Below are 26,095 nucleotides of genomic sequence, written 5' to 3'. Positions count from 1 at the left end.
TCGGAGCGGAGGGGCCTGCTGGATGGGAGATCCAGCGGAAGATTCTCAGAGGTCGGCGAGGAGCACCGGCTCGGTGGTGGGCTCTGCGGAGCCGCCGGCCGGCTCAATCGTCACGCCGAAGGTCATGCCCTCGTCCATGGCCACCTCGGTGATCATCTCCGTGCGGGTGCCGCTCATCAGCCCTGCGCTGTGCGGGCCGGCCTCGTCGATCAGCCACAGCTGCATGGTCTGATCCTCGGGCAGCTCAGGCATGTCATGCGGGGTCAGATGCAGCATCTGCTCGGAGACCGAGTAGGCCAGGGTCACGCGACCGCCCACGGTTGCCTCGGCCTCGGTGAAGGAGAGGTCGGAGGCGGCGAGGAGCCGCTCCGCACGTTCCGCCTGGGCCTCGGCCACGGTGAGCGACTCTTCCATCTCAGTGGTGTCCTGCTGCTGGTTCACCAGCACACCTGCCAGGACCGCCGAGAGCAGGAGCAGCGTGGAGGCGGCCAGCGCGAAGAGCGTCGTCACCGGCCGTCGGCGTCGAGCCTGCGGTGGCGTCTCAGGCGTGGTGGTGGACTCGCTGCTGGTTCCCGGCGCCGCAACGCCGGCATGCGCGGAAGACTGCGAAGCACTGTGGCTCCCCGGTGCCGGTCGCTGCTGTTCCCGCCGGGGGATCGCCAGAATGCTGGCTTCGACCTCGGCGCTGGGCGCGATGGCATCATCGGACTCGGCAAGCATCCCCAGCGTCTCGCGGAAGGACTGCACCTCGTCGGCGAACTCAGGGTCTGTGGCCTCGAGCGCCCGAGCCTCGAGCAGCTCCTCCTCGGAGAGGGTTCCCAGCGCGCAGCCGGCTGCCAGGTATTCACGATCGGCGTTCATCCGGCACCCCCTAGCTGGGCTCTGAGTCTCTGCATTCCGTCTCGGATCCGAGACTTCACGGTCCCCAGCGGCACTTCCAGCTGGCGAGAGATCTCGGAATGAGACAATTCTTGATAGTAGGCCATCGCAATTGCGGTGGCCTGCTCTTCGGGAAGGGTGCGCAGCGCTGTCTGCGCGCGATCCGCTTCCACCTGAGTGAGGACCGAGTCCTGGACGTCCGGCTCAAACACATGAGCCTCCTTCACCCCCTGGGTGAAGTCCCTGTTCTGCTGGGCCTGTACCGCGCGGACCCGGTCGATGGCCCGACGGCGGCACATGGTGGTCAGCCAGGATCTGCCGCTGCCGGCCTCGGGTCGGTAGCTGTGACAGTTGACCCAGACTTCGGTGAAGATCTCCTGGAGAACTTCCTCGGCGAGAGATCTATTCCGCAGCACTCGCAGCGCCGTGGCCAGGAGGATGGAGCTCTGTTCGCGGTAGAGCTGTTCAAAGGCCTGCTCATCGCCGCGCTGGATCTTCAGCAGAAGCTCCCGGCACGAGTCGGAGGAAGCATGCACAGGCTGCGCGCCGTCAGCGGCTGAACCGTTGGTGCCCATGTCATGCATCCCCATAGGATGCCACACCCCGGAGGTGTCCTCTGCACACACACCGCACCGGCTGCGTCTGGATCAAGGGTGTGATAAAGCAATGGCGGCGTCGACACCCTGTCCTGCAGGGAGGTGCCGGACGCCGCCGTCGCTCGTCACAGTGCGTTGGTCACAACGCGTCAGGAGCGGTCAGCAGCGACCGCGCCCAGTGCGGATCACTCCTCTGCTGCCGCCGGCATCAGAACAGCGTCCACCATGTAGACCGTGGCGTTGGCGGTCTGGACTCCGCCGCAGACGAGGCCTGCGTCGTCGAACATCAGGTCTTCACCTTCACCCTCGATGGTCACGGTGGCGCCGTTGACGGTCTCGTGCTCACCGGCGATCTCATCGGGGGACATCTGGCCCTCGATGACGTGGTAGGTCAGCACGTCGGTCAGCATGTCGGCATCCTCGACCACTGCGTTGAGGTCTTCCTCAGGGATGGCTGCGAAAGCATCATCGGTGGGGGCGATCACGGTGAACTCGCCACCGTTGAGGGTGTCGACGAGATCAACATCGGGGTTCAGCTCCCCGGAGACTGCCGAGGTGAGCGTGGTCAGCATCGGGTTGTTCGAGGCTGCGGTGGCCACTGGATCTTCGGCCATGCCGCCGACCGAACCGGCGCCGTCGGGGACTTCCTCGGCGTATGCCTCACAGGAAGCGCCGACCAGGTTCGCCGCGGGATCGGACTCGTCCATGGACTCTTCATCCATAGGCTCTTCCGACTCCATGGACTCCTCGTCCATCGGAGCCTCTGACTCCATGGTCTCTTCTTCGCTCATCTCAGCGCCGGTGTCCTCGGCGGGCTCCTCGGAGTCGCCGCAGGCGGTCAGGCCCAGCAGGGCGACCATGCCGATTCCGAGCAGGGAAGTTGTCTTGCGCATCTCGGTCTTCATGACTGAATCTCCTGTTGATCGCACTTTGGTCTAGGGCATGACATCTGATCGTTGTCTCGACCAGGTCATGTGCTTAGAGTTCGGAGCAGGCACAGGATCGGATGGGAAGAATCTGAGATTCTTTCCAGACCCCGCCGATTCGGCGGAGTTCGCGGGATCAGTCTCTGGTGTCGTTCGTGGGCCCTGCGTTCTCGGCATCGGCGAGGATGCGGGCCGCCATCTTCTTGAAGATGATCGCGTGGAACGGCGTCACGCCGAGCCAGTAGGCGCGACCGGCGAGACCCCGGGGGAAGAAGATCGCGCGCTGGCGGTAGCGGGAACCGCTTCCCTCGGGCTCCACCATGAACTCCAGCCAGGCCTGTCCCGGAACCTTCATCTCCGCTCGAAGCCGCAGCAGTCGGCCGCGCTGGAGCTCCTCCACCCGCCACCAGTCGAGGGTGTCCCCGAGGGCGAGCTCTCCACGGCTGCGCCGGCCGCGGCCCAGCCCGACCCCGCCGACGAGCTTGTCGGCAAGTCCGCGCAGCGCCCAGGCCCGGGAGAGCGAGAAGTAGCCGGTCTCACCGCCGATTCCCTCGATGATCGCGAAGACGGCCTCGGGTGAGGCGGTGGAGAGCCGCTCGCGCTCGTCCACCAGCACCGAGCGGCCGGTCCAGTCAGGGTCCGAGGGCAGCGACTCCGAGGGCACGTCCAACGGGTGGGCGGCGGCCCAGGTGGTCTCCACCCGGTCGGCAGAGATCTTGTCCAGTGCCAGCCGCACTGAGGTCTCGTAGTCGGTCAGTCCCTCCTCGGGAGGAGCGATGATGTCGTCGATGATGGTGTCCTTGACCACGCAGTCATGCTGCAGCGACTCCACGAGGGGGATGGCCAGGGTGCGCGGGATCGGAGTGACCAGGTTGACCCACTGCGCGGCCAGCCACGGGGTCAGCACCGGAAGCGGTATGACGCGAGGCTCGTTGAGCTCGGCTGTGCGGGCGTAGATCTTCATCAGCTGTGCGTAGCTGTGCACATCGGGTCCGCCGATGTCGGCGCGGACGCTGGACTCCAGCTCGATGTCCATCGCGCGGGTCAGGTAGTGCAGCGCATCACGCACCGCAATGGGCTGGATCTGGTTCATCACCCATTTCGGCGCCGGCATCACCGGAAGCACATCGGTGAGGTGGCGGATCATCTCGAAGCTCGCGGAGCCCGACCCGATCACCAGCCCCGCCTGCAGGGTCAGGGTGGGCACGCCGCTGGACTCCAACACCTCGCCCACGTGGACGCGGGAGCGCAGGTGAGCACTGAGCTGACCCTCCCGCGCGTCGGGGTGCAGCCCCGCGAGGTAGACGAGATGGCCGACGCCGGCTTCACTCGCCGCGGTGCCCAGAACGCGAGCGCACTTCTCATCGAGCTCTTCGAAGCTGCGGTCCGAGGTCATCGAATGGACCAGATAGTAGGCAGTGTCCGCGCCCTCGCACAGTTCACGTGCGGCCTCCGGATCGGTCAGGTCGCCCTCGACCACGGTGACCTCGTCACGCCAGGGAACGTCACGCAGGGCCTCGGCCCGGCGGGTCAGGACACGGACCGTGTGCCCTGCACGAAGCAGCTGGGGCACCAGCCGTCCTCCGATATATCCGGTCGCTCCGGTCACCGCTGCTGTTCCCATCAGGCACACATCCTCGCTCGGAGATCTCCGCGGCGGGCAGTCCTGCAGGGGACGCGCCGCGGCACGTCCTGGTCAATCTAACACCGATGCCCGCCCCGGAATCGAGGGTGTCGCCACCTGCGACGCATACAGCAGGCACGGGCTGTGACTGGCTATGCTCGGAGCATGACCTCAGGCTCGTCCTCGACAGAGGAACACGTTGTTCTCCTTTCTGAGACCGGAGCGGCCATCGGCGTCGCACCCAAGCGCACAGTGCACACCCGGGACACCCCGCTTCACCTGGGCTTCTCCTGCTATCTCTTCGATACGGATGGCCGGCTTCTGCTCAGCCGTCGGGCGCTGAGCAAGGCCACCTGGCCGGGTGTCTGGACCAACAGCTTCTGCGGGCATCCAGCCCATGACGAAGACCTGGCGCTCGCGGTTCGTCGCCGAGCGCTGCAGGAGCTCGGTGCTGAGGTCGACGCGGTCCGGGAGGTCCTGCCGGATTTTCGCTACCGCGCCGTAGACGCCAGCGGCGTCGTCGAGAATGAGATCTGCCCGGTGTTCACCGCGGTCCTCGTCGGGGAGCTCGACCCTGTGGCCGAGGAGGTCAGCCAGTGGCAGTGGGCCGACCCCGAGGCCGTGCAGCGAGCAGCGGCCGAGACCCCTTTCGCATTCAGCCCGTGGATGGTGGAGCAGCTGCCGGCCCTGAAGGCAGCAGGCTGGGGCGTCCCCGCGTGAGCGCAGCGATCGATCCTGCCGACCACTTCACCGCCACCGCGCGCGCTGCGGCGGACCGGGTGATCTCCTCGTACTCGACCTCCTTCGGGCTCGCCACCCGGCTGCTCGGTGCGCGTCACCGCAGCCACATTCGCAGCATCTACGCCTTGGTCCGGGTCGCCGACGAGGTGGTGGACGGAGCCGCCACGGCGGCCGGTCTAGACGCTGATGCCAAGGAGCAGGCGCTCGAACGCTATGCCGAGGAGACAATGGCCGCGCTGCGCCGCGGATACAGCACCGATCTGGTCGTCCATGCCTTCGCTCGGACCGCGCTCGAGGCGCAGATCGGCCCCGAGCTGATCGACCCGTTCTTCGACTCGATGCGCGCCGACCTCTCCTCTGCGACCTTCGACGCCTCCGAGCACTCCCGCTACGTCTACGGCTCGGCCGAGGTCATCGGTCTGATGTGCCTGCAGGTCTTCCTTCGTGAGGAAGAGCGCAGCCCCGCGCAGCGGGCGATCCTGGTCACCGGTGCCCGCCAGCTCGGGGCCGCCTTCCAGAACATCAACTTCCTGCGCGATCTCGCCGAGGACACCTCGGAGCTGGGCCGAGACTACCTCGGCGGGGGCACCGGGCTGACCGAGGCTCAGCGTGATGAGTGGGTGGAGACCGTCCGGGAGCAGCTCCAGGACGCCCGCGCCGCGATGCCGCTGCTGCCCCGGGACGCGCGCACCGCGGTGCGCAGCGCCTGCTCGCTCTTCGAGGCGCTGCTGGACAAGGTCGCCGCCACCGAGGTGAGCGAGCTCTACGAGACCCGAGTCAGGGTGTCCAATGTACGCAAAGCGGGTCTGGCCCTCCGCTCGGCCCTGACCACACGACTGGAGTCCTACTGATGCCTCGCACCCTCGTGATCGGCGCCGGCGTCGCCGGACTGGCCACCGCCGCCCTGCTGGCCCGGGAGGGTCATAAGGTCACGGTGTTGGAGAAGGGCACCCGGACCGGAGGGCGTGCCGGAGTGCTGGAGCGCGACGGCTTCCAGTTCGACACCGGGCCTTCCTGGTACCTGATGCCCTCGGTGTTCGAGCACTTCTACAACCTGCTGGGTACGACGACGGCCGAGCAGCTCACCCTCGTGGACCTGGACCCCGCGTACCGCGTCTACTCGGAGCCCGAGCCCGGCAGCGTCCGCCCGGAGCCGGTGGACCTTCCGCGGGGGGCCGATCGCGTCCGCCAGCTCTTCGAGGAGCTTGAGCCCGGCAGCGGCCCCACGCTTGACCGCTATATCGCCTCAGCCAAACGGACCACCGACATCGCCGAGCGACGCTTCCTCTACAACCCTTTCAAGCGACTGAACAACCTGGCGGTGCCGGAGGTGCTCGCCGCCGGCCCGGAGCTGGCCCGGCTGCTGCTGACCTCGCTGGAACGCTACGTGCAGCGCCGCTTCAGCCACCCCGTGCTGCGCCAGATCCTCGGTTACCCCGCGGTCTTTCTGGGCACCCGGCCGCAGGACGCACCTGCGATGTACCACCTGATGAGCGCACTGGACCTGGACGACGGGGTCCGCTACCCGCTGGGCGGCTTCTGGGAGGTCCTCGCCAGCTTCCGCCGGCTCGCCGAGGATGCCGGGGTGGAGATCATCACCGGCGCAGAGGTGACCGAGATCGTCACGGCGCCCGCGCACCGTCGTCGTCTCGCGCGTGGGCCTCGGCGCGTGGCCACCGGGGTGCGCTGGCGCGACGAGCACGGGGTGCTCCATGCCGAGCAGGCGGATCATGTGGTCTCCGCCGCGGACCTGCACCACACCGAGACCGCGCTGCTCGGGGAAGAGGATCGAAGCTATCCGGAGTCCTGGTGGGAGAAGGTCACCAGTGGTCCGGGGGCGGTGCTGGTGATGCTGGGAGTGCGCGGGAAGCTGCCCGAGCTGGCGCACCATTCACTCTTCTTCACCCGCGACTGGACCGCGAACTTCGAGTCCATCTTCGGCGCGAATCCGAGCGTGCCCACCCCTGCCTCCTCCTATGTCTGCCGGGCAAGTGCCAGCGAACCCGGGCTGGCCCCGGAGGACCACGAGAACCTCTTCGTGCTGGTGCCCGTGCCGGCCGACGTCTCGCTGGGACACGGTGGAGCCGAGGGACAGGGCGACCCCGCCGTCGAGCAGGTGGCCCAGGCCGCCATCGAACAGATCGGCCAGTGGGCCGGAATCGAGGACTTCGAGGAGCGGATCGTGCTGCGTGAGACCATCGGCCCGGCGGACTTCGCGACCGATTACCACTCCTGGCGGGGATCGGTGCTCGGCCAGGCGCACACGCTGCGGCAGAGCGCGATGTTCCGACCACAGAACACCTCCGCCAAGGTGCGCGGCCTCTACTACGCCGGTGGCACCGTCGCGCCGGGCATCGGCGTGCCGATGTGCCTGATCAGCGCTGAGCTGGTGCTCAAACACATGCGCCGGGACTACAGCGCCGGCCCGCTGCGCACCGGGCCCCTGGACACCGAATCCCGGAGCACCGGCTCGCCCGCCGGCGACGCGGAGGACTGAGCGTGTCCTACCTGTACCTGGCAGGACTGCTCCTCTCGGCCGCCTGCATGCTGCTGATCGATCGCCGATTCCAGCTGTTCTTCTTCCGGGACCCGCGCGTGGCGGCGGTGGTGACCGTCATCGGCGTCGTGTTCTTCCTGCTCTGGGACTTTGCCGGAATCGGACTCGGAATCTTCCTGGTGGGCCACAGCGACTACATGACCGGCATCATGCTCGCCCCGGAGATGCCCCTGGAGGAACCGGTGTTCCTCGCGTTCCTGAGCCTGTGCACGATGGTCCTCTACACCGGCGCGGCCAGGCTGCTGGACTCTCGCACCGGGGAGAATGCTCCGTCGGGCGCGCCGGTCAACGGGAAGGGGAACGCCTGATGGCCTACTTCTGGCTGAGCCTGGCGTTCATGGTGCCCGCGGTGCTCGCGGCCGTGGTGCTGCGTCATCGGATCCACTGGGTCGCGGTGGGGGTGACGACGCTGGTGCTGCTGATCCTCACGGCGGTCTTCGACAATGTGATCATCGGTCTGGACATCGTGCGCTACGGCCATGAGCACCTGCTCGGGGTGTATCTGTGGCTCGCCCCGATCGAGGACTTCAGCTACTCGCTGGCCGGAGTGCTTCTGCTGCCGGCGCTCTGGCATGTGCTCCGTGCACGGTCGGGGGCGCGAGACGCCGAGCGGCGCGGCGCCCGGCAGGTGGGCCGATGAGCCTGATCCGCCAGCTGGTGCTGTCCTCGCGTCCCTTCAGCTGGATCAACACCGCGTTTCCGTTTGCTGCGGCGTATCTCTACGCCGCACGGGAGATCGACTGGGTGCTGATCCTGGGGGCGCTGTTCTTCCTGGTTCCGTACAACGTCGCGATGTACGGGATCAATGACGTGTTCGACTACGAGTCGGACCTGCGCAATCCGCGCAAGGGTGGGATCGAGGGAGCCCTGCTGGATCCCTCGCTGCACGCCCCGGTGCTGTGGATCTCGGCGCTGAGCACCCTGCCGCCCGCGCTGGTGCTGATGCTCGGCGGCGGGCCCGCCACCTGGGCCGCGATGGTGGTGAGCCTCTTCGCCGTCGCCGCCTATTCGGTCAAAGGACTGCGGTTCAAGGAGCGACCGTTCCTGGACTCGCTGACCTCCAGCACCCACTTCGTCAGCCCTGCGGTGGTCGGGTTCGCGCTGGCACATGACCGGGTCGGCTACGCTCCCGGCGCCACGGTGGTGCTCATCCTGGCGGCCTTCTTCCTCTGGGGCATGGCCGCTCACGCCTTCGGTGCCGTGCAGGACGTGGTGCCAGACCGTGAAGGCGGCATCGCCTCGGTGGCCACCGCCCTCGGGGCGCGCTTCACCGTGCGGATGGCGGTGCTGCTCTGGGCTGCGGCGGGTGTGCTGCTGCTTCTCGGGCAATGGCCGACTCCGCTGGCGGCCGTGCTGGTGGTGCCCTATATCGCCATCTCGCTGCCCTGGTTCAACGTCACCGATGAGACCTCCGCTGCGGTGAACTCTGCCTGGCGCAGATTCATCTGGCTGAACTACGCCTGTGGGTTCCTCGCGACGATGATGCTGATCTGGGTGTGGTGAGGCTGCTCGCGCGCTGGTGGGGCTTCTCGCGCTCTGGCACGGCTGTCGCCGGCTGCTCAGCGTGAAGCGTTGACCATCCAGGGCACCCCGAACTTATCGGTGAGCATCCCGAAGGTGTCGCCCCACGGCGACTTCGCCAGCGCTTCGGTGATCTCGGCTCCTTCGGAGAGCTTCTCCCACCACTGCTCCAGCGTCTCGTGCTCGGCGTCATCAGGCGCGCTGTTGCTCAGCGACACGGTGCCCAGTGACGCCGCCATCCCAGGAGGAGCGTCGGCGCCCATGAGGTGGATGCCTCGGTCCACGAACAGGGAGCCATGCATGATCAGATCGTTGTTCTCATCATCGGTGCCCATGCCCTCGGCGTAGGTCATCATGCCGAGCTCTCCGCCGAAGATCGAGTGGTAGAACTCCAGGGCGCCGCGGGCTGTGCCGGAGAACTGCAGATACGGGGTCATGCCGATGGTCATGGCGAGCCTCTCTTCACCAGGGCGCCGCCGCGCCCGAACTATGGGACGCGGCCATTCTCACCTGCTCATGCACGGCGGGGGAAGCGCTGCGGCCCGGCACGTCGCCGGCGGGTGGAGCTTCGCCCGTGATCCCGCGGCATCGGCGCAATCCCCGGGGGCTTCACTCCACCAGCTGGCGGATGACCCGCGCGGGATTGCCCACAGCCACGGAGTTCGCTGGGATGTCACGGGTCACCACGGAACCTGCGCCGATCACGCTGTTGCGACCGATGGTGACTCCGGGGCAGACGATGACGCCGCCGCCGAGCCACACGTTCTCCTTCAGCGTGATCGGCTCCGCGGTCTCCCACTTCTGCCGTCGCAGTCCCGGCTCCAGGGGGTGGATCGGGGTCAGCAGCTGCACGTTGGGACCGAGCAGGCAGTCAGCCCCGATCCGGATGGGGGCCACGTCCAGCGCCACCAGGCCGGTGTTGATGAAGACGCGGTCACCGATGGACATGTGCGCGCCGTAGTCCACCGAGAGCGGAGGGCGGATCGCCACGTCCTCGCCGAGGTCACCGATCAGCTGCGACAGCAGCGCGGCGGCAGCGTCGTCGTCGCCCTGGGCTGCTGCCTGGCTGTACCGGTGAGAAAGCTGATGCGCCGCGAAGGCCCGCTCCAGGATCTCCTCATCGGCTCTGTACCAGTGCCCGTCCCGCAGGCGCTGGTACTGGGTCCGGTGGTCATCGGCAAAGGCTCCGTGGTCCATTCGCGGCCTATCTGCCGAACTGTGTGGCCAGCTGAGAGGCCAGACCCGTGTAGCCGGCCGGGGTCAGCTGCTTCAGCCGAGCCTCCGCGGCCTGGGACAGGCCCAGCCCGCCCACGAACTCCTCGAGCTTCTCGGCGTCCACCCGGCGGCCGCGGGTGAGCTCCTTGAGTCGTTCATACGGGTTCTCCATGCCTGCGACCCCGGCCACCGCCTCGGCGCGCATCACGGTCTGGATCGCCTCGCCGAGCACCTCCCAGTTCGCGTCGAGATCCGCGGCGATGACCTCCTCGGCCACCGCAAGCTGCTTGAGCCCCTTGCTCACGTTGCTCAGTGCGAGGACCGAGTGCCCGATTCCGGTGCCGATATTCCGCTGTCCCGAGGAGTCGGTGAGATCGCGCTGCCAGCGTGATTCCACCAGCGTCGAGCCCAGCGCGTCGAGCAGCGCATTGGAGATCTCCAGGTTCGCCTCGGCGTTCTCGAAGCGGATGGGGTTGACCTTGTGCGGCATGGTCGAGGAGCCGGTGGCGCCGGCCACCGGAATCTGGCGGAAGAAGCCGATCGAGATGTAGCTCCACAGATCCACGCACAGTCCATGCAGGATCCGGTTGAATCGAGCCATGTCGGAGTAGAGCTCGGCCTGGAAGTCATGGGACTCGATCTGGGTGGTCAGTGGGTTGAACGTGAGTCCCAGCTTCTCCACGAACCGCTGCGACAGGGCAGGCCAGTCCGCCTCGGGGGCTGCCGCGAGGTGGGCGGCATAGGTCCCGGTCGCGCCGTTGAGCTTGCCGAGGAACTCCTGGGATTCGACGCGCCGCAGCTGTCGCCGGAGCCGTTGGACGAAGACCGCGATCTCCTTGCCCAGCGTGGTCGGCGTGGCGGGCTGCCCATGTGTGCGGGCCAGCATCGCCACCTGGGCGGAGTCTTGGGCGAGCGTGGCCAGGGAATCCAGGGCGGTGCGCGCTGCCGGGAGCCAGACCTGATGAACCGCGTCGCGGATGCCCACGGCGTAGGAGAGGTTGTTGATGTCCTCGCTGGTGCAGGCGAAGTGCACCAGCGGGGTCAGCTCCGCCAGCCCCAGCGACGGGAGTCGGCGCGCGATGAAATACTCCACAGCCTTCACATCGTGCAGGGTCTCGGCTTCGATGGCCCCCAGCTCGGCGAGCTCCGCGGTGCCGAACCCGGTGACGATGCCGCGCAGACCGCGGAGCTGTTCGTCACTGAGCGTCGGCAGCCCCTCCAGCGCCCCTTCGGCGCACAGATGGATGAACCACTCGACCTCCACGTGCACCCGGTTGCGGTTCAGGGCGGCCTCGGAGAGATGGTCCACCAGCGGCGCGACGGCGCTGCGGTAGCGCCCGTCCAGCGCGCCGAGCGCGATCTGCGGCTCGGCATCGGCCAGCGCGACGCGGCTCGCGGGGTTCTCGTTCTCGGCGGGGGTGGTGGAGGAGGTGACCATGGGCCGATTCTTTCATGAGTTTTCCCCAGCGCCGGTGACGACGACGCCGCCCGGCCCGGTCTCCACGGGCCGCTCAGACGCGCCGTGTGCGGCCTGCTGCCGATCTAGATTCGCAGCACACGCAAGCTACACCAGCCATAGGCAGAGGGGGGAGGGGCGGCCGATGATCGGGTTCTCTCCGGCGGTGCAGCAGCTCCAGGAGTCCGCGCTCGCCTATGAGCGGGCCGCCTCGGCCCTGGAATTCGTGGCGGTGCGCAGTGAGGACTGCATCGCGGCGATCTTCGCCTCGGCCCAGAGTGTGCGCTGGGAGTCGCCGGCCGGACAGGCCTTCATAGCGCTGACCTATCATCACGTGACCTCGGCCCGTGAACGGCAGGAGTCGGTCGCCGCGCTGGCGGCGCGCGCCCGGATGATCTCCGGCGACCTGCAGGAGTATGCCCACTTGGCTCGTGTGCTCGCTGGTGCCGTCGAATCGTTGACCGGGGCGGGGATCGGGACGGGAATCGAGGCTGAGCTGGGAGCGGGGGCTCTGCTCGCGGGTGCTCGCCGCGCCGGAGACAGTGCGGCTGATTTCCTGGGATTCCTGGAGCGTCACGGAGGTCTCCCGAGGATGCTTCTCGCCGAGGCCAGCGGATCAGGAAGCTGAGCCGGCCGCCATGTACGTCCTCAGACCCGATCAGTTCGGCGAGCCGCGTGACCGGGAGTTCACCGTCCAGGCCTATGGCGGGCCCACTCAGGCGAATCTGGTGTTGGAGACGCTCCAGCTGGGGGCGCAGCAGCTGCGGCAGGCGGCGCGCATCGCTGAGGAGCAGCGGCAGGACCTCGCCCGCATCGCCGATGAGCTCTTCGGCTCCATCGCCGGTGTCGCCCCGCACTGGCGGATCCCGCTCTTCGGTGCGCAGCTCGGCATCAGCACCGCGCAGTCCGCGATCAGCAGCTCGGCCATGGAGGGGACCTCTGAGGCCGTTGAGCGAGCGCACGAGAGCTACCGCGACACCGAGGCGCTTGTGGTGCACTGGCTCGGGGCAGCCCGGCAGGTCGCGCAGTATCCCGAGATGTACCCCCATATCGTCCATCCGCAGGGAGACAGGGCACTGGCTGCGGCCTGGGCCAGGACGGCGCTGGTGAACCTCGGGCATATCGGCGTCCTGCTCTTCGCCCGAGCGACGAGGAGGCAGCCAGCGATACGTGCATCGGGCGAGGCCGGCGGGCTGGTCTCGCAGACACTGCTGGAGGAGGTGCGCCGCGCCTCCAGGGCCAGCACGCAGACGCTGAATGTGCAGACCCAGCAGCTCACATCCACTCAGTCACGTGGGGTCACGGACTATCTCGAGGCGCAGGCAGGAGTCGCCGCCGCCGGAGACTTCAGCATCTCCTCCTCTGCAACCGAGGGGAGCCGGCGGCACATCGTGCATATCCCCGGGCTCGAGCTTCCCGAAGACCTGGAAGACATGGACCTGGACGCGCTCGCTGCAGGTGAGCTGGACCTGAGCGCCGGTCGCGGTGTGAACAGTCTCGCGGATGCCCTCACCAATGACTCGGAGAACCTGCAGACGGTGATCGACGAGGCCCTGCAGCGCTCGGGCGCGCAGCCTGGGGATGAGCTGCTCGTCTCCGGGTACTCCCAGGGGGCGCTGCATGCACTGAACATCGCGGCGGGCGGCCGACTTGCCCGCAGGTACCGCATCTCGCAGGTGGTCACGGTGGCGGGACCGGGGCGGGAGGGACCGATCGCTCCCGGTGTACGCACCACGAGCTTTCAGGACGTCAACGACCCGGTGCCGCGCCTGATGAACGAGCAGAGTCAGCTCTCCTCAGCACGGGTGGAGATCAACTATGAGCACCACGCGCCCGACGGGCAGGTGGGAGGCATCTTCGGTCAGAGTCACAGCTACACCCACAACCTCGAGGCGATCAGAATCCTGGAAGAGGACGCGAACACCCATCTGGACGCGGGCCAGCGAGAGCACCTGCGCGAACTTGCCGCTCAGCTCTCCGGTGAACACCAGGCCACGGTGTACTCCACGGAGTGGGACGCGGCCAGCACGGAGCGGGTGCAGCAGACGATCACTGAATGGGCGGGCAGGCTGCAGGGCGGCACGGAGGAGGCGAGCTCCGGAGTCGAGGAGGTGAGATCCGGGGTGGGGAAGGCTCGCTAGTTCTCCAGCGGGCGCAGGATGAACCGGTTCAGCAGTGCCGAGACCAGGGAGACCACGATGGAGCCCAGGACGGCGCTGAAGAAGAAGTCCTCCACCACGAAGTGCACCGGGACCCAGGAGGTGAGCCACGCGGTGAGCATCAGCATGCCGGCGTTGATGACCACAGCGAACAGGCCCAGCGTCAGGCAGGTGATGGGCAGTGAGAGCAGCGCAATGATGGGCTTGATGACCACATTGACGAGCCCGAAGACGGCTCCTACGAACAGGAAGGCGAGGATCGTCGAGCCTGTCCCCGTCTCGGCGCCGTCCACGTAGATGCCAGGGATGAGGAACGCCGCCGCAGCGAGCGCCAGGGCGTTCAAGAGGATTGCCAGTAGGATTCTCACGGTGACTATGTTCTCACGCGCCGGGTCGATCACCCCACGGGAAAGTGTCAGCCTTTTGCCAGCGTATGCGGCGGGCAAGCCGCCTCAGCCAGCCGACGGGCTCACCCCTTATAAGCTCTCCTCCAACGAGAACCCATTGGGCCCCGTGCCTGCAGTGGCGAAGACGCTCGCGGAGATCGACACCCTGCATCGCTATCCGAATCCGACCGCGGAGGGACTGCGCGCCGGACTGGCCAGCGCCCTGGAGGTGCCGGTTCAGGACATCGTGGCCGGCACCGGCAGCCTGGGAGCGCTGACCCAGATCATCAACGCCTTCGCCGGCTCCAACAGTGACGGAAGCCAGGATGAGGTCATCTACGCCTGGCGCTCCTTCGAGGCCTACCCGATCGTGGTGCGCACCGCCGGCGCCAAGGACGTCACAGTTCCGGTGGCCTCCGACGGACGCCACGATCTCGAGGCCATGCTCGCCGCCATCACGGAACAGACCAAGGTGATCCTGCTGTGCACCCCGAACAACCCCACTGGTCCTGCGCTGAGCCACAGCGAGGTCGAGGGTTTCCTCGCGAAGGCGCCCAGCGACGTCGTCGTCGTCATCGATGAGGCCTATCAGGAATTCGTGCGCAGCGAGGACCCGCTCGATGCGCTCTCGCTCTACCGCAGCCATCCCAACGTGGTGGTGCTGCGCACCTTCTCCAAGGCTCACGGCCTGGCCGCACTGCGTGTGGGCTACTCCATCGCCTCGCAGGAGATCACCGCTCACCTGCGCGTGGTCGCACCGCCCTTCGGCGTCTCCACGCTGGCCGAGGCCGCGGCGCTGGCCTCCCTGCAGAACATGGATCAGGTCAATGAGCGGGTCGATTCCCTGGTGGCCGAGCGGGAGCGCGTGTTTGCGGCGCTGACCGAGGCCGGCTGGAAAATCCCCGAGCCGCAGGGCAACTTCGTCTGGCTCCCGCTGGGGGAGAAGTCCCAGGACTTCGCCCAGCAGGCCGGGGTGCAGGCACTGGCAGTGCGCGCATTCGCCGGCGAGGGTGTGCGGGTCACGATTGGTGAGGTCGAGGCCAATGATCGATTCATCGAGTTGTGCCGGACCTACAGATTCCGGGACTGAGTCGAGCTGACAGAATGAACGGTGGCCCTCCTCACCTGCGGGGCGGCCATCAGCGGCGCCACCGGAGAGGATCACACAGTGCAGCCACAAGAGGTGCAGCCTATCCAGCTGCTCGCCCCCGACGGGAAGCTCGCTGAGAACGAGGTCTACGGTCCGTATATCGCGGCGCTGAGCGCCGAGGAACTGCGCGAGCTCTACCGCTACATGGTCATGGAGCGTCGGCTCGACGCTGAAGCGACGTCGCTGCAGCGGCAGGGGCAGCTCGCACTCTGGGCTCCGGCACTGGGTCAGGAAGCTGCGCAGGTGGGCACCATCGCCGCGCTGAAGACCTCCGACATGGTGTTCCCGACCTACCGCGAGCACGCCATGGCGCTCTACCGGGGGATCGCCCCGGAGGAGCTGCTGACCATGTTCCGCGCCACCCGGCACACCGGCTGGGACCCGCGGCAGCACAATTTCCAGGTCTACACGCTGGTGCTGGCGGCGCAGACCCTGCATGCCGCCGGCTGGGCGATGGGCATCAACCAGGATCTGCGCATGGGCAGCATTCCGCGTGATCGGGCCGAGGACGAGATCGTCGTCGCCTGCATCGGCGACGGAGCGACCAGTCAGGGTGACGTGCATGAATCCATGGTCTTCGCCAGCTCCTACGAGCTGCCGATGCTCTACTTCATCCAGAACAACCATTGGGCGATCTCTGTGCCCACGCGCACCCAGTCCCGCGGGCCGCTGGCGAACCGCGCGCTGGGCTACGGGTTCGAAGGTGTTCGCGTGGACGGCAATGACGTGCTCGCCAGCTACGCGGTGGCCACGAAGCTCTCCGCTGAGATCCGAGCCGGCAAGGGCCCCAAGCTGATCGAATCGGTCACCTACCGCATGGGTGCTCACACCACCGCCGATGATCCGACCAAATACCGCAGCGCCCAGGAGCTCGAGCTCTGGGAGGGCCGCGACCCCATCCGGCGCTATCGAACCTGGCTGGACTCCACCGGCGACGCCGATCAGTCCTACTTCGAGCAGGTCGACGCTGAGTCCAAGGATCTCGCCTCGGACATGCGCAAGTCGGTGCTCGCGCTGGAGCCGATCGATCTGGAACGGGTCTTCGACACCGTCTACTCCGAGCCGCACCGGCAGGTGGAGGCCGAGAAGGCCTGGCTGAAGGACTATGAGGCCGGATTCGCCGAGGAGACGACCTCCACGGAAGCGGGAGGCACACGATGAGCGCGATCAAAGAGATGCCGATGGCCAAGGCGATCACGGCGGCCCTGCGCGACGAGTTGGCGGCGGACCAGCGGACGCTGCTGATCGGTGAGGACATCGGAGCCCTCGGCGGCGTCTTCCGCGTCACCGACGGACTCCAGGCGGAGTTCGGCACGCACCGGGTGATCGACTCCCCGCTGGCAGAGTCGGGCATCATCGGCACCAGCATCGGCATGGCCATGCGCGGCTACCGGCCGGTGGCGGAGATCCAGTTCGACGGCTTCGTCTTCCCCGGCTTCAATCAGATCACCAGCCAGCTGGCGAAGATGCACAATCGCACCGATGGCAAGATCAAGGTGCCGGTGACCATCCGGCTGCCCTACGGCGGACACATCGGCTCCGTGGAACACCACTCCGAGTCCCCGGAGGCGCTCTTCGCGCATACCGCCGGACTGCGGATCGTGGCCCCCTCCAGCCCGCAGGACGCCTACTGGATGACCCGCCAGGCGATCGTCAGCGATGACCCGGTGATCATCCTCGAACCCAAGCGCCGCTACTGGCTCAAGGGCAAGGTGGACACCGAGAATCCGGCGCCCGACGCGTTCCGAGCGCAGGTGCTGCGCGAGGGCACCGATGCCACCATCGCCACCTATGGCCCGCTGGTCCCGGTGGCGCTCGCCGCCGCCGAAGCTGCCCGCGCAGACCAGCGCAGCATCGAAGTGGTGGACATCCGGTCGATCAGTCCGCTCGATGACGAGACCATCGCGCGCTCGGCCGCGAAGACCCAGCGACTCGTCGTCGCCCATGAGGCGCCCACCTTCGGCGGAATGGGCGGAGAGATCGCCGCCCGGGTCGCCGAGCGGGCGCATCACCGTCTCCTGGCGCCTGTGCTGCGCGTGGGAGGATTCCACATGCCCTATCCGCCCGCCTCGCAGGAGCACCGGTACCTGCCCGATATTGACCGCATGCTGGAAGCCGTGGAACGCAGCTTCAGCTACCAGAGGGGTGTCTGAGCATGGCCGAGACCTTCAACCTTCCCGATGTCGGCGAGGGACTCACCGAGGCGGAGATCGTCAGCTGGCGCATCTCCGTGGGGGACACCGTCGAGGTCAACGACATCGTCGTCGAGATCGAGACCGCCAAGTCCCTGGTGGAGCTGCCGGTGCCCTTCGCCGGGACTGTCACCGAGCTGGTGGCGAGCGAGGGGGAGACCATCGAGGTGGGCTCCCCACTGATCAGGATCGCCGCCGAGGGCGAAGACGTCCCGGCGTCGGACTCGGCAGCTCCGCAGGCTGCACCGGAGGAGCCTGCCGCTCCTGCTGAGAAGAGCAGCCGGTCGCGCTCGGGTCGCGGACGCAAGGCGGCCGAGAAGGCTGAAGCCGCCGAGCAGGCGGCGGCCTCCGAGCGGGCCGCGAAGGCGCAGAGCGAGGGCGAGAACCAGGCGCTCGTCGGCTCGGGGCCCAAGGCCGACTCCGCCACCCGGCGTCGTCGGACCCGCTCCACGACACCGGACCTGGTGGACCTGGATGGGCTCGGGATCGCTGATAGGCCTGCGCCCAGCGGCGCTGCCACCGACATCGCGGACATCGTGGCCCGTGCGAGCCCGCCGGTGCGTGCGTTGGCGAAGCGGCTCGGCGTCGCGGTCTGGGAGCTCGTCGGCTCCGGACGCAACGGCCAGATTACCCGGGATGACGTGGAGCGCCAGGCGCGGCAGAAGCGTGAACAGCGCGCCTCCGGCCAGGTCCCTGCCACTGGTGCGCCGTCCCCGGGACGGCGCAAGACGACGCCCGCCGAGGAGGGGCTGCTCTACGAGGGCCCGCGTGAGGACAACGTGCAGGTGCGTGGCGTGCGCAAGGCGACCGCCCGCAACGTCACCGCTTCCGCGACCACCGTTCCGCATGTCTCGGTGTTCAAAGAGGTCGACGTCACCCGCACCATGGAGCTGCGCTCCGCCCTGAAGCAGGATCCCTCCTATGCCGGACTGAGCGTGTCGCCGATGCTCTTTGCCGCCAAGGCGATCATCTGGGCCGCACGCCGCAACCCCCAGGTCAACGCGACCTGGCATGACACGTATTACACCTTGAAGAACTATCTGAATCTGGGGATCGCTGCGGCCACCCCGCGCGGTCTGGTGGTTCCGGTGATCCACGAAGCCCACGCCTTCAACACCCGCGGGCTGGCCGCGGCGATCACCCAGCTGACCATCGACGCCCGCGAAGGTCGGACCACCCCCGGTGAGATGCAGGGCGGGACCGTCTCGATCACCAATATCGGCACTCTGGGTCTGGACAGCGGAACCCCGATCCTTCCCACGGGGCAGGCCGCGATCGTCGCACTCGGCGCCGTGCGCAAGAAGCCCTGGGTCGTGGAGGGCCAGATCGTCCCGCGCGACGTCATGGTGATCGGCGGGTCCTTCGACCACCGGCTGATCGACGGGGACCTGGCGGGCCGGTTCATCTCCGACGTGGCTGCGGTCATGGAGCAGCCGGGTCTGCTGATCGACTGAGATCCAGCCTGTTCTGCTGATCGACTGCTCAGTCGATGATCTCGCGGATCTCCACCGGGCTCTGCGTCGGACCGAGGCCCAGGACCTCTGCCAGCGGCTGGCCTTCGAGAAGAACCTCGCTGCCGGTGGCGCCGGTGGCTGCCCGGGCGGTGGTCTCGATCTGCGTGAGGATCTGCCATGACTCGCACTCGCTCCTGGTCACTGTCTCGCCGCTGAGCTGCACGGTCACGGTGTCCCCCTCGAGCTCTACGGAGTCCACTCTGAGTTCGTCGGAGGCGGAGAGCGGGTTGCCGAAGGCCGGAGAGCCGTGCGAGTACAACTCGTCGCTGATCAGGTATTCCAGGGCGGCCACCGCCGGATCCTCGGTGACCATCGGGACCGTCTGGATGACCGAAAGTGTGTCCCCGCAGCCGAAGGCCTCGGTGCGGGCGATCTCGATCTCGTGTGCCTGCTGGCCGTTCGACTCCTCCACCGGACTTCCCGGCGCCCCCGAGCCTTCCAGGCTGCCATCCTCCTCGAGCGGTGCGTCCTGGCTCTGTTCAGCGGGGCTGATCATCGCCAGCGGCAGCCGGACGGAGTCGTCGGCGTCGTATTCGGGCTGAGGAATGGAGCTTCCGGTATCCTCGGTCTGCTCCTGCTCGGTCTCGGAGGAGTCGCCGCAGCCCGCCAGCAGCACGGTGAGTCCCAGGCCGGCCGCGACCCATGGGTTCCGGGATCGCGAAGACCGTGTGGGTGTCATAGCACCAGAATAGAAGCTGCGGCGGCGTGCACCGAATCCATCGCGCGGGCTGCGCCGCACAGTGATGCCTGCTCAGGCATGGGTGGCGCCCATGGCTCAGGGTGTCTCACACCCACGCCCTCGGTGGCTCACACCCACGCCCTCGCGGGTGGAAGGCCGATACGGGGGAGCCTTCCACCCGCGGAACAGATGAGGTGTCGGTGCAGACGGGGGCGGATTGTCATGCACGCGACCAGTGGAGCCTCATCCCTTGGGCGGCGCCGGTCAGGAGAGAACGGGGGGCTCCTGACCCTGCGTCTGGGGCGACGTGTCAAGCGATCTATTTCAAACTTGAACGTCTACCGTGACTCATCTTGAGCGTCGTGCACCTGAATGTCAACAGTCCTTGTCCAGGCGCCGGCAGAGGGACGCCGTCAGCTCAATCCCGGGCCGCCTTCTCCGGTAGGCTGGAGCTCATGCCCATCCGGAACCGGCGCGCCGCTGCGCTTCCCGCAAAACTCTCCCGCTCCTGGCTGCTGATCAACGCCGCCAAGGAGGAGGATTTTGCCCCCGGACTGGCCAGTGAAGCTGACTCGGTGATCTTCGACCTCGAAGCCTCGGTGCCCGACGACGGCAAGGTGGCCGCGCGCGAGGCCGTGCTGCGGGCACTCAATGGTGGAATGACGGCCTGGGTCCGAATCAGCCCCACGACCTCCGAACACTGGGAAGACGATCTGAGCGCGCTCTCGCGGGCCGACGGTCTCCGCGGCGTGATGCTCGCCGAAACCGAGCGCCCCGAACAGGTCACCTATACCGCGATGCGGCTGCGCGCCGGCACTCCCGTCATCGCCCTGGTGGAATCCGCCCTCGGGGTGGAGAACGCGACCCTCATCGCCTCCGCACCGGGCACGTTCCGGCTGGCCTTCGGCACCAATGACTTCCGCAAGGACGTCGGCGTCTCGGCCGATCCGATGGCGCTGGCCTACGCGCGGTCGCGCCTGGTGATCGCCTCCCGCGTGGGTGGCCTCCCCGGAGCGATCGACGGCCCCACTGCCGCCGACGCCGACCCGGAGCAGACTGCCGAGGCATGTCTCGTCACGGCGAACATGGGCATGACGGGCAAGCTCTCGCTGAATCGCGCGCAGGTCGAGCACATCAATACCGGTCTGGCTCCCTCAGAGGATGAGCTGAGCTGGGCCCGAGAGCTGATCGAAGCGCACGAGGCCGGCGGTTCCATCGGGGACGGCTCCTATCTGCCGCGGCTCGCACGAGCGCAGAAGATCGCCTCGCTGGCAGACTCCTACGGCCTCTGGAACGCCTGACCCCTCGCCGCAGGCCCTGATTTCTCGGACGCAGCCCCGGGTCACGTTCCATTTTTCGGCGCAGCGAAGCCGCAGGGTAATCTCTGTCACATGGGCAGGGAGACATATACCGGTGATGTGGCCTTCGAGCTGCGCGGCCACCTGGGGATCATCACGCTGAACAGGCCACGCTCGGTCAACGCGCTGACCCAGCTGATGTGCGAGTGTCTGCTGGTGCAGCTCCAGGACTGGGCCGTCGACGACGCCGTCACCCAGGTCCTCATCCGCGGTGCCGGTGACAGGGGGCTCTGCGCCGGAGGGGACGTCTCCAGCCTCTATGCCGAGATGCTCGCACTGCAGGACCACGACGGCGGCGGGATCCTCCCGGCCGGCGCACCTGGGTATGCCGCTGACTTCACCAGCGAGACGTTCCTGGCGAACGAATACGCGCTCAATCGCACCATCGCGCAGTACCCCAAACCCTTCATCGCGCTGATGGACGGGCTGGTGCTCGGTGGCGGGATCGGCGTCTCCGCCCATGGCTCGCACCGAGTCGTCACCGAGCGCACGCGGGCCGGCATGCCGGAGACGACCATCGGGTTCTCCCCGGATGTCGGTGGCACGTGGCTGCTGGGGCAGGCTCCCGGTGAGCTCGGCCTGCATGCGGGACTCACCGGGGCTCATCTCGATGCTGCCGAGGCCATCGCCTCGGGGCTGGCCGACGTCGAAGTCCCGTCGGCTGCGCTCGGAGAACTGACCCAGGCGCTGAGCTCTGCCCCGGTGGCCGAGGTGCTGCCGAAGTTCACCGTGACGCCGCCGGGCCCAGCCGAGACCGATCGCCGCGGGTGGATCGACTATGCGTATTCGGCTCCGTCCGTGGAGCAGGTGCTCGAGCGCCTCGACGAGCTGGCCCCTGAACAGGAGGAGGCCGCCGCCGCGGCGCGGGCGCTGCGTGGGAAGTCGCCCATCGCGCTGCGAGTCGCGCATCGAGCGATTCTTGCGGCCAAGCAGCTGACGCTGGAGGCGGCGCTGGATCAGGAGTTCACCATCGCTGTGCACATGCTGCGGTCACATGACTTCCGTGAAGGCATCCGAGCCCAGATCATCGACAAGGATCGGACGCCGCAGTGGAGCCCCGCTCGGCTTGACGATGTCGACGACTCCCTGGTGGAGAGGTATTTCACCCCGGTGCCGGGTCACCGGCTCCGCGAGCTCCAGACGCTCTGATCCGTCAGGCCAGCACGCTGGAGGTTGCGGAGTACTCCGCCCCGAGCGCCTCCGCGACCGGGGCGTTGGTGATGGCTCCTGCGTGGACGTTGAGTCCATTGGCCAGGTGTGGGTCTTCACGCAGAGCCTGCTTCCAGCCCTTGTCCGCGAGTGCGAATACGAAGCGCAGCGTGGAGTTCGTCAGCGCTGCCGTCGACGTGTGCGGCACCGCGCCGGGCATGTTCGCCACGCAGTAGTAGATCTGCTCGCCGAGCGTGAAGGTGGGATCCGCGTGGGTGGTGGGCCGTGACCCCTCGAAGCAGCCGCCCTGATCGATGGCGATGTCCACCAGCACCGATCCGGGTCGCATGGCCGAGGCCATCTCGCGGGTCACCAGCTTCGGCGCGGTGGCCCCCGGCACGAGCACGGAGCCGATGACGAGGTCAGCGTCCGCGACCTCCTTGCTCAGCGTCAGGGTGTTCGAGGCCAACGTGGTCAGTCCCCGCCCGGACAGCGCCGAGAGCTCCCGCAGACGATCGATGTTGAGATCCAGCACCGTGACGTCGGCGCCCATTCCCAGCGCGGTCAGCGCCGCCTGCTCTCCAGCCTTGCCGCCACCGATCACGACCACCTTCGCCGGCCGTGAGCCGGGCACGCCGCCGATCAGGATGCCGGGCCCACCCTGAGAGTGCATCAGATGATAGGCGCCCACCTGCGGAGCGAGCCGACCTGCCACCTCACTCATGGGTGCCAGCAGCGGCAGCCCGTGGGGTCCGGTCACCGTCTCATAGGCGATGGCGGTGACGCCGCGCTCCTGCAGCGCGCGGGCGCACTCGGGCTCGGCTGCCAGATGGAGGTAGGTGAAGAGAAGCTGGCCCTCGCGCATCCGCACGAACTCCTCGGCCTGGGGTTCCTTGACCTTGAGGATGAGCTCAGCCTGTGCCCAGACCTCGTCCGCGCCGTCGCGGATATCCGCGCCTGCGGTCGCATACTCCGTGTCAGCGAATCCGGAGCCCTTGCCCGCGCCGCTCTGCACCAGCACCTGGTGGCCGCGGCCGATCAGATCGAGAGTTCCGGCGGGGGTCAGTGCCACGCGGTATTCGTTGTTCTTGACTTCGGCGGGAACTCCGATGATCATCTGTTCTCCTCTTCACGTGCCGAGTAGGCGGTTCAGCGGCGGAACCGAGTGCCGACGTGGGGTGATGTCGGTCACTGTGGCCAGTCTGTCATGGATGCCGGTCGCTGTTCGAGAGTGCCGCTGAGGTCTTCGCCACACCTCGAAGGGGTCAAGCTGTTGTTGAGCCTGTGACTTCACCCCGCGCGAAGATCTTGACAGTCTGTAGGAGACTCAGGACACCTGCGGCGCCCTGATAGGTATGACTGGGAGAACGATCTGGAGACACATTCGATGGAGCACGAGGACGATGCTGGGCGCCAGCGCGAGGCGGCTCTGCCGTCGTCGTCCTCCGGAGGCGCTGGTCGAAGTCTGTCCATCTCCTCGCCCGTACTGATCCTTGGTGGGCCGTCTCCGGCGGCCTCCGAGCTGAGCCAGCGCCTGCGCGGGCTCGACGTCAAGGTCCTTCAGGCCTCCAGCGGCGATGCTGCGCGAGCGAGCCTGCGTGCCGATGTGCCGGAGATCTTCGTGGTGGATGCCCGTTTCAGCCGCAGAGTCGCCGATCTCGACGCGATCCTCCTCGAGCTGCGCGCCAGCGGAGAACATACGGCGGCGCTGCTGTGGTTCGACGCGGAGGTGGAGCTCGCTGAGGTCCTGGATGTGGTCCATCCGCTGGACGACCACATGACCGGGGTGATCACGGTGGAGGAGTCTCTGCGAAGGCTGCACCTGATGACCGCTCGGCTTCCCGCCCGGGCCGAGGGTGAGCGACTCGTCGTCGGAGACCTGGAGCTGGACACCACGGCGCGGACGGTGCGCCGGGGAGAGCGGGACATCGACCTCTCCGACACCGAGTTTCGACTGCTGCGGCTGCTGATGCGTCATGCCAGGACCGTGCTCCCCAAGGCGGAGATCCTGCAGCAGGTCTGGGCCTACGAGTTTGCTGGTCAAGCCAACATCGTCGAGCTCTACATCTCCTATGTGCGCAAGAAGATCGAGGCGGGGATGCCGCGCATGATCCACACGGTGCGGGGAGCCGGCTATGTGCTGCGTCCCGCCGAGACGGAGCCTGCGGTGGAGCAGGCAGCATCCAGTTCCTCCCCTCGCTGAGGCGTCGACCGCTGTGGGACGGCGGCTTATTACTCGGCGGTAGCGTTGTGGCACACTGAGCCCATGCATGTGATCTTTCGCACCCTCTTGATTCTGCTGCGCGCCCGGCGTCGACCTTCGCTCACCCCGTGGGAGTCCTCGGTTCTCGCGCTGCGCGCGCTGCCCACCGACATCGACATCGCACGCCATATCAACAACGGCCAGTACTTCTCGCTCTTCGACCTGGGCCGCTTCGACCTCATGGCGCGATCGGGACTGTGGGCGCAGATGCGCCGGCGTGGATGGTCCCCGGTCGTGCAGTCGGAGCAGATCACCTTCCGGCGTTCGGTGACCTTCATGACCCGATTCGAGATCCACACCCGGATGATCGGCTTCGATGAGAAGTGCTTCTACTTCGAGCAGCGTGCAGTGGTCGACGGCGAGATCTACGTCCGTGCCCACATCGCAGGGCGGCTGCTCTCCTCGCAGGGGCCGGTCTCCAATGAGCAGATCCTCGAGGTGATCCGTGAACTGGGTCATGAGGTGCCCGCAGATCTCACCGTCAGCGACGAGCTCCAGCGCTGGCGGGCCGATTCGGCACTTCCCTCAGCCCGGAAGCCTGCCCCCAATCACTGGTGACGTGTCTGCGACGTCCCGTGACGGCAACGCGGGCCGCAGTTCAGCGGGGTTGATTCACCGAGCGACGAGGCCGCAGCCTACTGCGCTGAGCGGACCCGGCGTGAGGCCAGCAGCAGAGCGGCGACTCCGGCGATGATCGCCAGCAGCGCCAGGGTCACAGCGGTGGACACTCGGAGCGTGTCGAGTCCGGTCTGCGCCAGCGCCTGACCTTCTGCGGCCTCAGTGGCGGCGTCGGTCTGTGGAGAGTCCAGTTCGGGCAGCGGGTAGCCGGGCATTCCTGGAATGGGAGGGCCGCCGAGGGTGGCTCGCGAGGTGGCCGGTCCCGAGATTGATGACTCGGGTGACGACGGTGTCACCTCCGGTGTCTCCTGGGTCTGCGCGGCTCGGGTGGGGCTCAGCGACGAGGGGCTCGGCGCGTTGGGATCGGTGTCACCGTCGGCCGACTCCTGCAGCCCCACATAGCAGCGAGCCTGGACCCTGGTCCCATCGGGAGCCTGGCCGCGCACGGCGAAATCGTCCTGAGAGGAACCGCGGGGCAGGGGAGATGGAGCCTGATAGTAGACCACCCCGTCCTCGATCAAGATGGCGGCTCCGGTGAGGCTGGAGCCAGCGCTGAGATCGGTGATGCCGCGACTCATGTCCAGTCGCAGCGCCTCGGTCTCTCCCGGTCCGGCGAAGGCCGAACCGCAGCGAAGGTAGTGCTCGCCCGCAGGGGCCCCGGACCCGGGAGCCGGGGTGGCTGTCGGGTCACTGGGGGCTGGTTCGCTGGGCGTCGGCCCGTCCGGGAACTGAGTCGGGTCCTCACTGGGGATCGGAGTCCCGGGGGTGGAGGGCTCTGGAATCGCGGGCGTCGAGGGGTCCGGAGTCGGTGTCGCCGGCTGATCCGGAGTCGGTGTGGGCTCCGGGGGTGTTTCGCCGGGGTCCGGGGACGTGGTCTCCCCGGGATCCGGAGCTGGCGTCTCTGACGGTGCCGGGGACTGTGAAGGCGTGGGCTCTGGGGCTGAGGAGGCCGAGCCGTCGGACCCGGCGGAGTCCTCGTCCGTATCCTGGGTGGACTCGCCGCTGGGCGTCCCCGCAGAAGAGGTCGAGGTGACCTCCCCAGACGGTGACGCCGAGGAGGCGGCGGCCACGGCAGGGCTTGCGGCGAACATCAAGGCCAGGCTGAGGAGCGC

At 67.6% G+C, this 26,095-nt stretch carries 27 protein-coding genes; 16 read left to right on the top strand and 11 right to left on the bottom strand.

The features are described from left to right. Nucleotides 1–45 precede the first annotated feature (45 nt). From IY716_RS06540 to IY716_RS06525, 4 genes are all read right to left on the bottom strand, one after another. A complete protein-coding gene (locus IY716_RS06540; RefSeq protein WP_218220740.1) occupies nt 46–861 on the bottom strand; it encodes an anti-sigma factor domain-containing protein in 816 nt (271 codons plus the stop codon). Beyond that, nucleotides 858–1,469: a sigma-70 family RNA polymerase sigma factor gene (locus IY716_RS06535; protein ID WP_255316453.1), complete on the bottom strand. Its 612-nt coding sequence runs from the start codon at nt 1,467–1,469 to the stop codon at nt 858–860. The genes IY716_RS06540 and IY716_RS06535 overlap by 4 nt, the downstream gene beginning before the upstream one ends. 191 nt (nt 1,470–1,660) lie before the next feature. After that, nucleotides 1,661–2,380: a fasciclin domain-containing protein gene (locus tag IY716_RS06530; RefSeq protein WP_218220739.1), complete on the bottom strand. Its 720-nt coding sequence runs from the start codon at nt 2,378–2,380 to the stop codon at nt 1,661–1,663. Between the two features lie 157 nt (nt 2,381–2,537). Beyond that, nucleotides 2,538–4,025, bottom strand: coding sequence for an SDR family oxidoreductase (locus IY716_RS06525; protein WP_218220738.1), 1,488 nt, complete (start codon nt 4,023–4,025; stop codon nt 2,538–2,540). Between the two features lie 165 nt (nt 4,026–4,190). Here IY716_RS06525 and idi point away from each other — a divergent pair, with 165 nt between their 5' ends. The 6 genes from idi to IY716_RS06495 are packed head-to-tail and all read left to right on the top strand — an operon-like array spanning nt 4,191 to nt 8,826. Next, nucleotides 4,191–4,745 carry an isopentenyl-diphosphate Delta-isomerase gene (gene idi, locus IY716_RS06520; protein ID WP_218220737.1) on the top strand — a complete coding sequence of 185 codons (555 nt, stop codon included), beginning with the start codon at nt 4,191–4,193 and terminating at the stop codon, nt 4,743–4,745. Beyond that, entirely contained in the window at nt 4,742–5,617 is an 876-nt protein-coding gene (locus IY716_RS06515) for a squalene/phytoene synthase family protein (RefSeq protein ID WP_218220736.1), read from the top strand. The genes idi and IY716_RS06515 overlap by 4 nt, the downstream gene beginning before the upstream one ends. Next, nucleotides 5,617–7,263 (top strand): phytoene desaturase family protein, encoded by a 1,647-nt coding sequence (gene crtI / locus IY716_RS06510; protein WP_218220735.1) that lies wholly within the window; start codon nt 5,617–5,619, stop codon nt 7,261–7,263. Before IY716_RS06515 ends, crtI begins: the two co-directional genes overlap by 1 nt. 2 nt (nt 7,264–7,265) lie before the next feature. Then, a complete protein-coding gene (locus IY716_RS06505) occupies nt 7,266–7,631 on the top strand; it encodes a lycopene cyclase domain-containing protein (protein WP_218220734.1) in 366 nt (121 codons plus the stop codon). Next, the gene (locus IY716_RS06500) at nt 7,631–7,963 is read left to right on the top strand and encodes a lycopene cyclase domain-containing protein (protein WP_218220733.1); all 333 of its coding nucleotides are present in this window, start codon (nt 7,631–7,633) and stop codon (nt 7,961–7,963) included. The genes IY716_RS06505 and IY716_RS06500 overlap by 1 nt, the downstream gene beginning before the upstream one ends. Next, a complete protein-coding gene (locus IY716_RS06495; RefSeq protein ID WP_218220732.1) occupies nt 7,960–8,826 on the top strand; it encodes a prenyltransferase in 867 nt (288 codons plus the stop codon). The genes IY716_RS06500 and IY716_RS06495 overlap by 4 nt, the downstream gene beginning before the upstream one ends. 56 nt (nt 8,827–8,882) lie before the next feature. Here the strand turns inward: IY716_RS06495 and IY716_RS06490 are convergent, their stop codons facing one another. From IY716_RS06490 to purB, 3 genes are all read right to left on the bottom strand, one after another. Continuing rightward, nucleotides 8,883–9,293 carry a VOC family protein gene (locus tag IY716_RS06490; RefSeq protein WP_218220731.1) on the bottom strand — a complete coding sequence of 137 codons (411 nt, stop codon included), beginning with the start codon at nt 9,291–9,293 and terminating at the stop codon, nt 8,883–8,885. Between the two features lie 160 nt (nt 9,294–9,453). Next, nucleotides 9,454–10,041: a sugar O-acetyltransferase gene (locus tag IY716_RS06485; protein ID WP_218220730.1), complete on the bottom strand. Its 588-nt coding sequence runs from the start codon at nt 10,039–10,041 to the stop codon at nt 9,454–9,456. Nucleotides 10,042–10,048: 7 nt separating this feature from the next. Continuing rightward, complete coding sequence (gene purB / locus IY716_RS06480; protein ID WP_218220729.1) at nt 10,049–11,497, bottom strand: adenylosuccinate lyase; 1,449 nt, start codon at nt 11,495–11,497, stop codon at nt 10,049–10,051. A 163-nt stretch (nt 11,498–11,660) separates the two neighbouring features. Here purB and IY716_RS06475 point away from each other — a divergent pair, with 163 nt between their 5' ends. Then, nucleotides 11,661–12,143 carry a hypothetical protein gene (locus tag IY716_RS06475; protein ID WP_218220728.1) on the top strand — a complete coding sequence of 161 codons (483 nt, stop codon included), beginning with the start codon at nt 11,661–11,663 and terminating at the stop codon, nt 12,141–12,143. A 10-nt stretch (nt 12,144–12,153) separates the two neighbouring features. Continuing rightward, complete coding sequence (locus IY716_RS06470; protein WP_218220727.1) at nt 12,154–13,656, top strand: hypothetical protein; 1,503 nt, start codon at nt 12,154–12,156, stop codon at nt 13,654–13,656. Here the strand turns inward: IY716_RS06470 and IY716_RS06465 are convergent. Next, nucleotides 13,653–14,042 (bottom strand): phage holin family protein, encoded by a 390-nt coding sequence (locus IY716_RS06465; protein ID WP_218220726.1) that lies wholly within the window; start codon nt 14,040–14,042, stop codon nt 13,653–13,655. The two genes, IY716_RS06470 and IY716_RS06465, sit on opposite strands and share 4 nt — an antisense overlap. Nucleotides 14,043–14,049: 7 nt before the next feature. Between IY716_RS06465 and hisC the strand changes: the two genes are divergently transcribed. Genes hisC through IY716_RS06445 form a run of 4 tightly spaced genes read left to right on the top strand, consistent with a single transcriptional unit; the run spans nt 14,050 to nt 18,856 of the window. After that, nucleotides 14,050–15,150, top strand: a complete 1,101-nt coding sequence (hisC, locus tag IY716_RS06460) for a histidinol-phosphate transaminase (protein ID WP_218221439.1) — start codon at nt 14,050–14,052, stop codon at nt 15,148–15,150. Between the two features lie 21 nt (nt 15,151–15,171). Next, nucleotides 15,172–16,371, top strand: a complete 1,200-nt coding sequence (locus tag IY716_RS06455; protein WP_369699610.1) for a thiamine pyrophosphate-dependent dehydrogenase E1 component subunit alpha — start codon at nt 15,172–15,174, stop codon at nt 16,369–16,371. Further along, nucleotides 16,368–17,363, top strand: coding sequence for an alpha-ketoacid dehydrogenase subunit beta (locus IY716_RS06450; protein ID WP_218220725.1), 996 nt, complete (start codon nt 16,368–16,370; stop codon nt 17,361–17,363). Before IY716_RS06455 ends, IY716_RS06450 begins: the two co-directional genes overlap by 4 nt. A 2-nt stretch (nt 17,364–17,365) precedes the next feature. Continuing rightward, the gene (locus IY716_RS06445) at nt 17,366–18,856 is read left to right on the top strand and encodes a dihydrolipoamide acetyltransferase family protein (protein ID WP_218220724.1); all 1,491 of its coding nucleotides are present in this window, start codon (nt 17,366–17,368) and stop codon (nt 18,854–18,856) included. Nucleotides 18,857–18,884: 28 nt separating this feature from the next. Here the strand turns inward: IY716_RS06445 and IY716_RS06440 are convergent, their stop codons facing one another. Beyond that, nucleotides 18,885–19,595, bottom strand: coding sequence for a GerMN domain-containing protein (locus tag IY716_RS06440; RefSeq protein WP_218220723.1), 711 nt, complete (start codon nt 19,593–19,595; stop codon nt 18,885–18,887). Between the two features lie 455 nt (nt 19,596–20,050). Here IY716_RS06440 and IY716_RS06435 point away from each other — a divergent pair, with 455 nt between their 5' ends. Both IY716_RS06435 and IY716_RS06430 read left to right on the top strand, forming a co-directional pair. Next, nucleotides 20,051–20,896 (top strand): CoA ester lyase, encoded by an 846-nt coding sequence (locus IY716_RS06435; RefSeq protein ID WP_218220722.1) that lies wholly within the window; start codon nt 20,051–20,053, stop codon nt 20,894–20,896. A 90-nt stretch (nt 20,897–20,986) separates the two neighbouring features. Continuing rightward, on the top strand, nt 20,987–22,102 hold the full coding sequence (locus tag IY716_RS06430) for an enoyl-CoA hydratase/isomerase family protein (protein ID WP_218220721.1): 1,116 nt from the start codon (nt 20,987–20,989) through the stop codon (nt 22,100–22,102). 4 nt (nt 22,103–22,106) lie between these two features. Here IY716_RS06430 and ald read toward each other — a convergent pair whose 3' ends face one another. Further along, the gene (gene ald, locus IY716_RS06425; protein ID WP_218220720.1) at nt 22,107–23,219 is read right to left on the bottom strand and encodes an alanine dehydrogenase; all 1,113 of its coding nucleotides are present in this window, start codon (nt 23,217–23,219) and stop codon (nt 22,107–22,109) included. A 270-nt stretch (nt 23,220–23,489) separates the two neighbouring features. Between ald and IY716_RS13745 the strand changes: the two genes are divergently transcribed. Both IY716_RS13745 and IY716_RS06415 read left to right on the top strand, forming a co-directional pair. Next, on the top strand, nt 23,490–24,305 hold the full coding sequence (locus IY716_RS13745; RefSeq protein ID WP_255316452.1) for a response regulator transcription factor: 816 nt from the start codon (nt 23,490–23,492) through the stop codon (nt 24,303–24,305). Between the two features lie 63 nt (nt 24,306–24,368). Beyond that, on the top strand, nt 24,369–24,923 hold the full coding sequence (locus tag IY716_RS06415) for a thioesterase family protein (RefSeq protein WP_218220719.1): 555 nt from the start codon (nt 24,369–24,371) through the stop codon (nt 24,921–24,923). A 77-nt stretch (nt 24,924–25,000) separates the two neighbouring features. Here IY716_RS06415 and IY716_RS06410 read toward each other — a convergent pair whose 3' ends face one another. Next, on the bottom strand, nt 25,001–26,074 hold the full coding sequence (locus tag IY716_RS06410) for a hypothetical protein (RefSeq protein ID WP_218220718.1): 1,074 nt from the start codon (nt 26,072–26,074) through the stop codon (nt 25,001–25,003). Between the last annotated feature and the right edge of the window lie 21 nt (nt 26,075–26,095).

Origin of the sequence: Nesterenkonia sp. Act20 (genome assembly GCF_019173455.1) — a bacterium.
Lineage (GTDB): Bacteria > Actinomycetota > Actinomycetes > Actinomycetales > Micrococcaceae > Nesterenkonia.
Note: the sequence above shows the minus strand (reverse complement) of the source record. Positions and strands in the feature narration are given on the sequence as shown.

What these genes read in the sequence shown, in the direction of transcription:
- IY716_RS06445 (WP_218220724.1), top strand. Translation starts at nt 17,366, where the DNA reads ATGGCCGAGACCTTCAACCTTCCCGATGTCGGCGAGGGACTCACCGAG.
- IY716_RS06410 (WP_218220718.1), bottom strand. Translation starts at nt 26,074, where the DNA reads ATGTTCGCCGCAAGCCCTGCCGTGGCCGCCGCCTCCTCGGCGTCACCG.
- idi (WP_218220737.1), top strand. Translation starts at nt 4,191, where the DNA reads ATGACCTCAGGCTCGTCCTCGACAGAGGAACACGTTGTTCTCCTTTCT.
- IY716_RS06470 (WP_218220727.1), top strand. Translation starts at nt 12,154, where the DNA reads ATGTACGTCCTCAGACCCGATCAGTTCGGCGAGCCGCGTGACCGGGAG.
- IY716_RS06430 (WP_218220721.1), top strand. Translation starts at nt 20,987, where the DNA reads ATGGGCAGGGAGACATATACCGGTGATGTGGCCTTCGAGCTGCGCGGC.
- IY716_RS06525 (WP_218220738.1), bottom strand. Translation starts at nt 4,025, where the DNA reads ATGGGAACAGCAGCGGTGACCGGAGCGACCGGATATATCGGAGGACGG.
- IY716_RS06475 (WP_218220728.1), top strand. Translation starts at nt 11,661, where the DNA reads ATGATCGGGTTCTCTCCGGCGGTGCAGCAGCTCCAGGAGTCCGCGCTC.
- IY716_RS06500 (WP_218220733.1), top strand. Translation starts at nt 7,631, where the DNA reads ATGGCCTACTTCTGGCTGAGCCTGGCGTTCATGGTGCCCGCGGTGCTC.
- IY716_RS06540 (WP_218220740.1), bottom strand. Translation starts at nt 861, where the DNA reads ATGAACGCCGATCGTGAATACCTGGCAGCCGGCTGCGCGCTGGGAACC.
- crtI (WP_218220735.1), top strand. Translation starts at nt 5,617, where the DNA reads ATGCCTCGCACCCTCGTGATCGGCGCCGGCGTCGCCGGACTGGCCACC.
- IY716_RS06485 (WP_218220730.1), bottom strand. Translation starts at nt 10,041, where the DNA reads ATGGACCACGGAGCCTTTGCCGATGACCACCGGACCCAGTACCAGCGC.
- hisC (WP_218221439.1), top strand. Translation starts at nt 14,050, where the DNA reads ATGTTCTCACGCGCCGGGTCGATCACCCCACGGGAAAGTGTCAGCCTT.
- IY716_RS06535 (WP_255316453.1), bottom strand. Translation starts at nt 1,469, where the DNA reads ATGGGGATGCATGACATGGGCACCAACGGTTCAGCCGCTGACGGCGCG.
- purB (WP_218220729.1), bottom strand. Translation starts at nt 11,497, where the DNA reads ATGGTCACCTCCTCCACCACCCCCGCCGAGAACGAGAACCCCGCGAGC.
- IY716_RS06495 (WP_218220732.1), top strand. Translation starts at nt 7,960, where the DNA reads ATGAGCCTGATCCGCCAGCTGGTGCTGTCCTCGCGTCCCTTCAGCTGG.
- IY716_RS06415 (WP_218220719.1), top strand. Translation starts at nt 24,369, where the DNA reads ATGCATGTGATCTTTCGCACCCTCTTGATTCTGCTGCGCGCCCGGCGT.
- IY716_RS06490 (WP_218220731.1), bottom strand. Translation starts at nt 9,293, where the DNA reads ATGACCATCGGCATGACCCCGTATCTGCAGTTCTCCGGCACAGCCCGC.
- IY716_RS13745 (WP_255316452.1), top strand. Translation starts at nt 23,490, where the DNA reads ATGGAGCACGAGGACGATGCTGGGCGCCAGCGCGAGGCGGCTCTGCCG.
- IY716_RS06450 (WP_218220725.1), top strand. Translation starts at nt 16,368, where the DNA reads ATGAGCGCGATCAAAGAGATGCCGATGGCCAAGGCGATCACGGCGGCC.
- IY716_RS06440 (WP_218220723.1), bottom strand. Translation starts at nt 19,595, where the DNA reads ATGACACCCACACGGTCTTCGCGATCCCGGAACCCATGGGTCGCGGCC.
- IY716_RS06435 (WP_218220722.1), top strand. Translation starts at nt 20,051, where the DNA reads ATGCCCATCCGGAACCGGCGCGCCGCTGCGCTTCCCGCAAAACTCTCC.
- ald (WP_218220720.1), bottom strand. Translation starts at nt 23,219, where the DNA reads ATGATCATCGGAGTTCCCGCCGAAGTCAAGAACAACGAATACCGCGTG.
- IY716_RS06530 (WP_218220739.1), bottom strand. Translation starts at nt 2,380, where the DNA reads ATGAAGACCGAGATGCGCAAGACAACTTCCCTGCTCGGAATCGGCATG.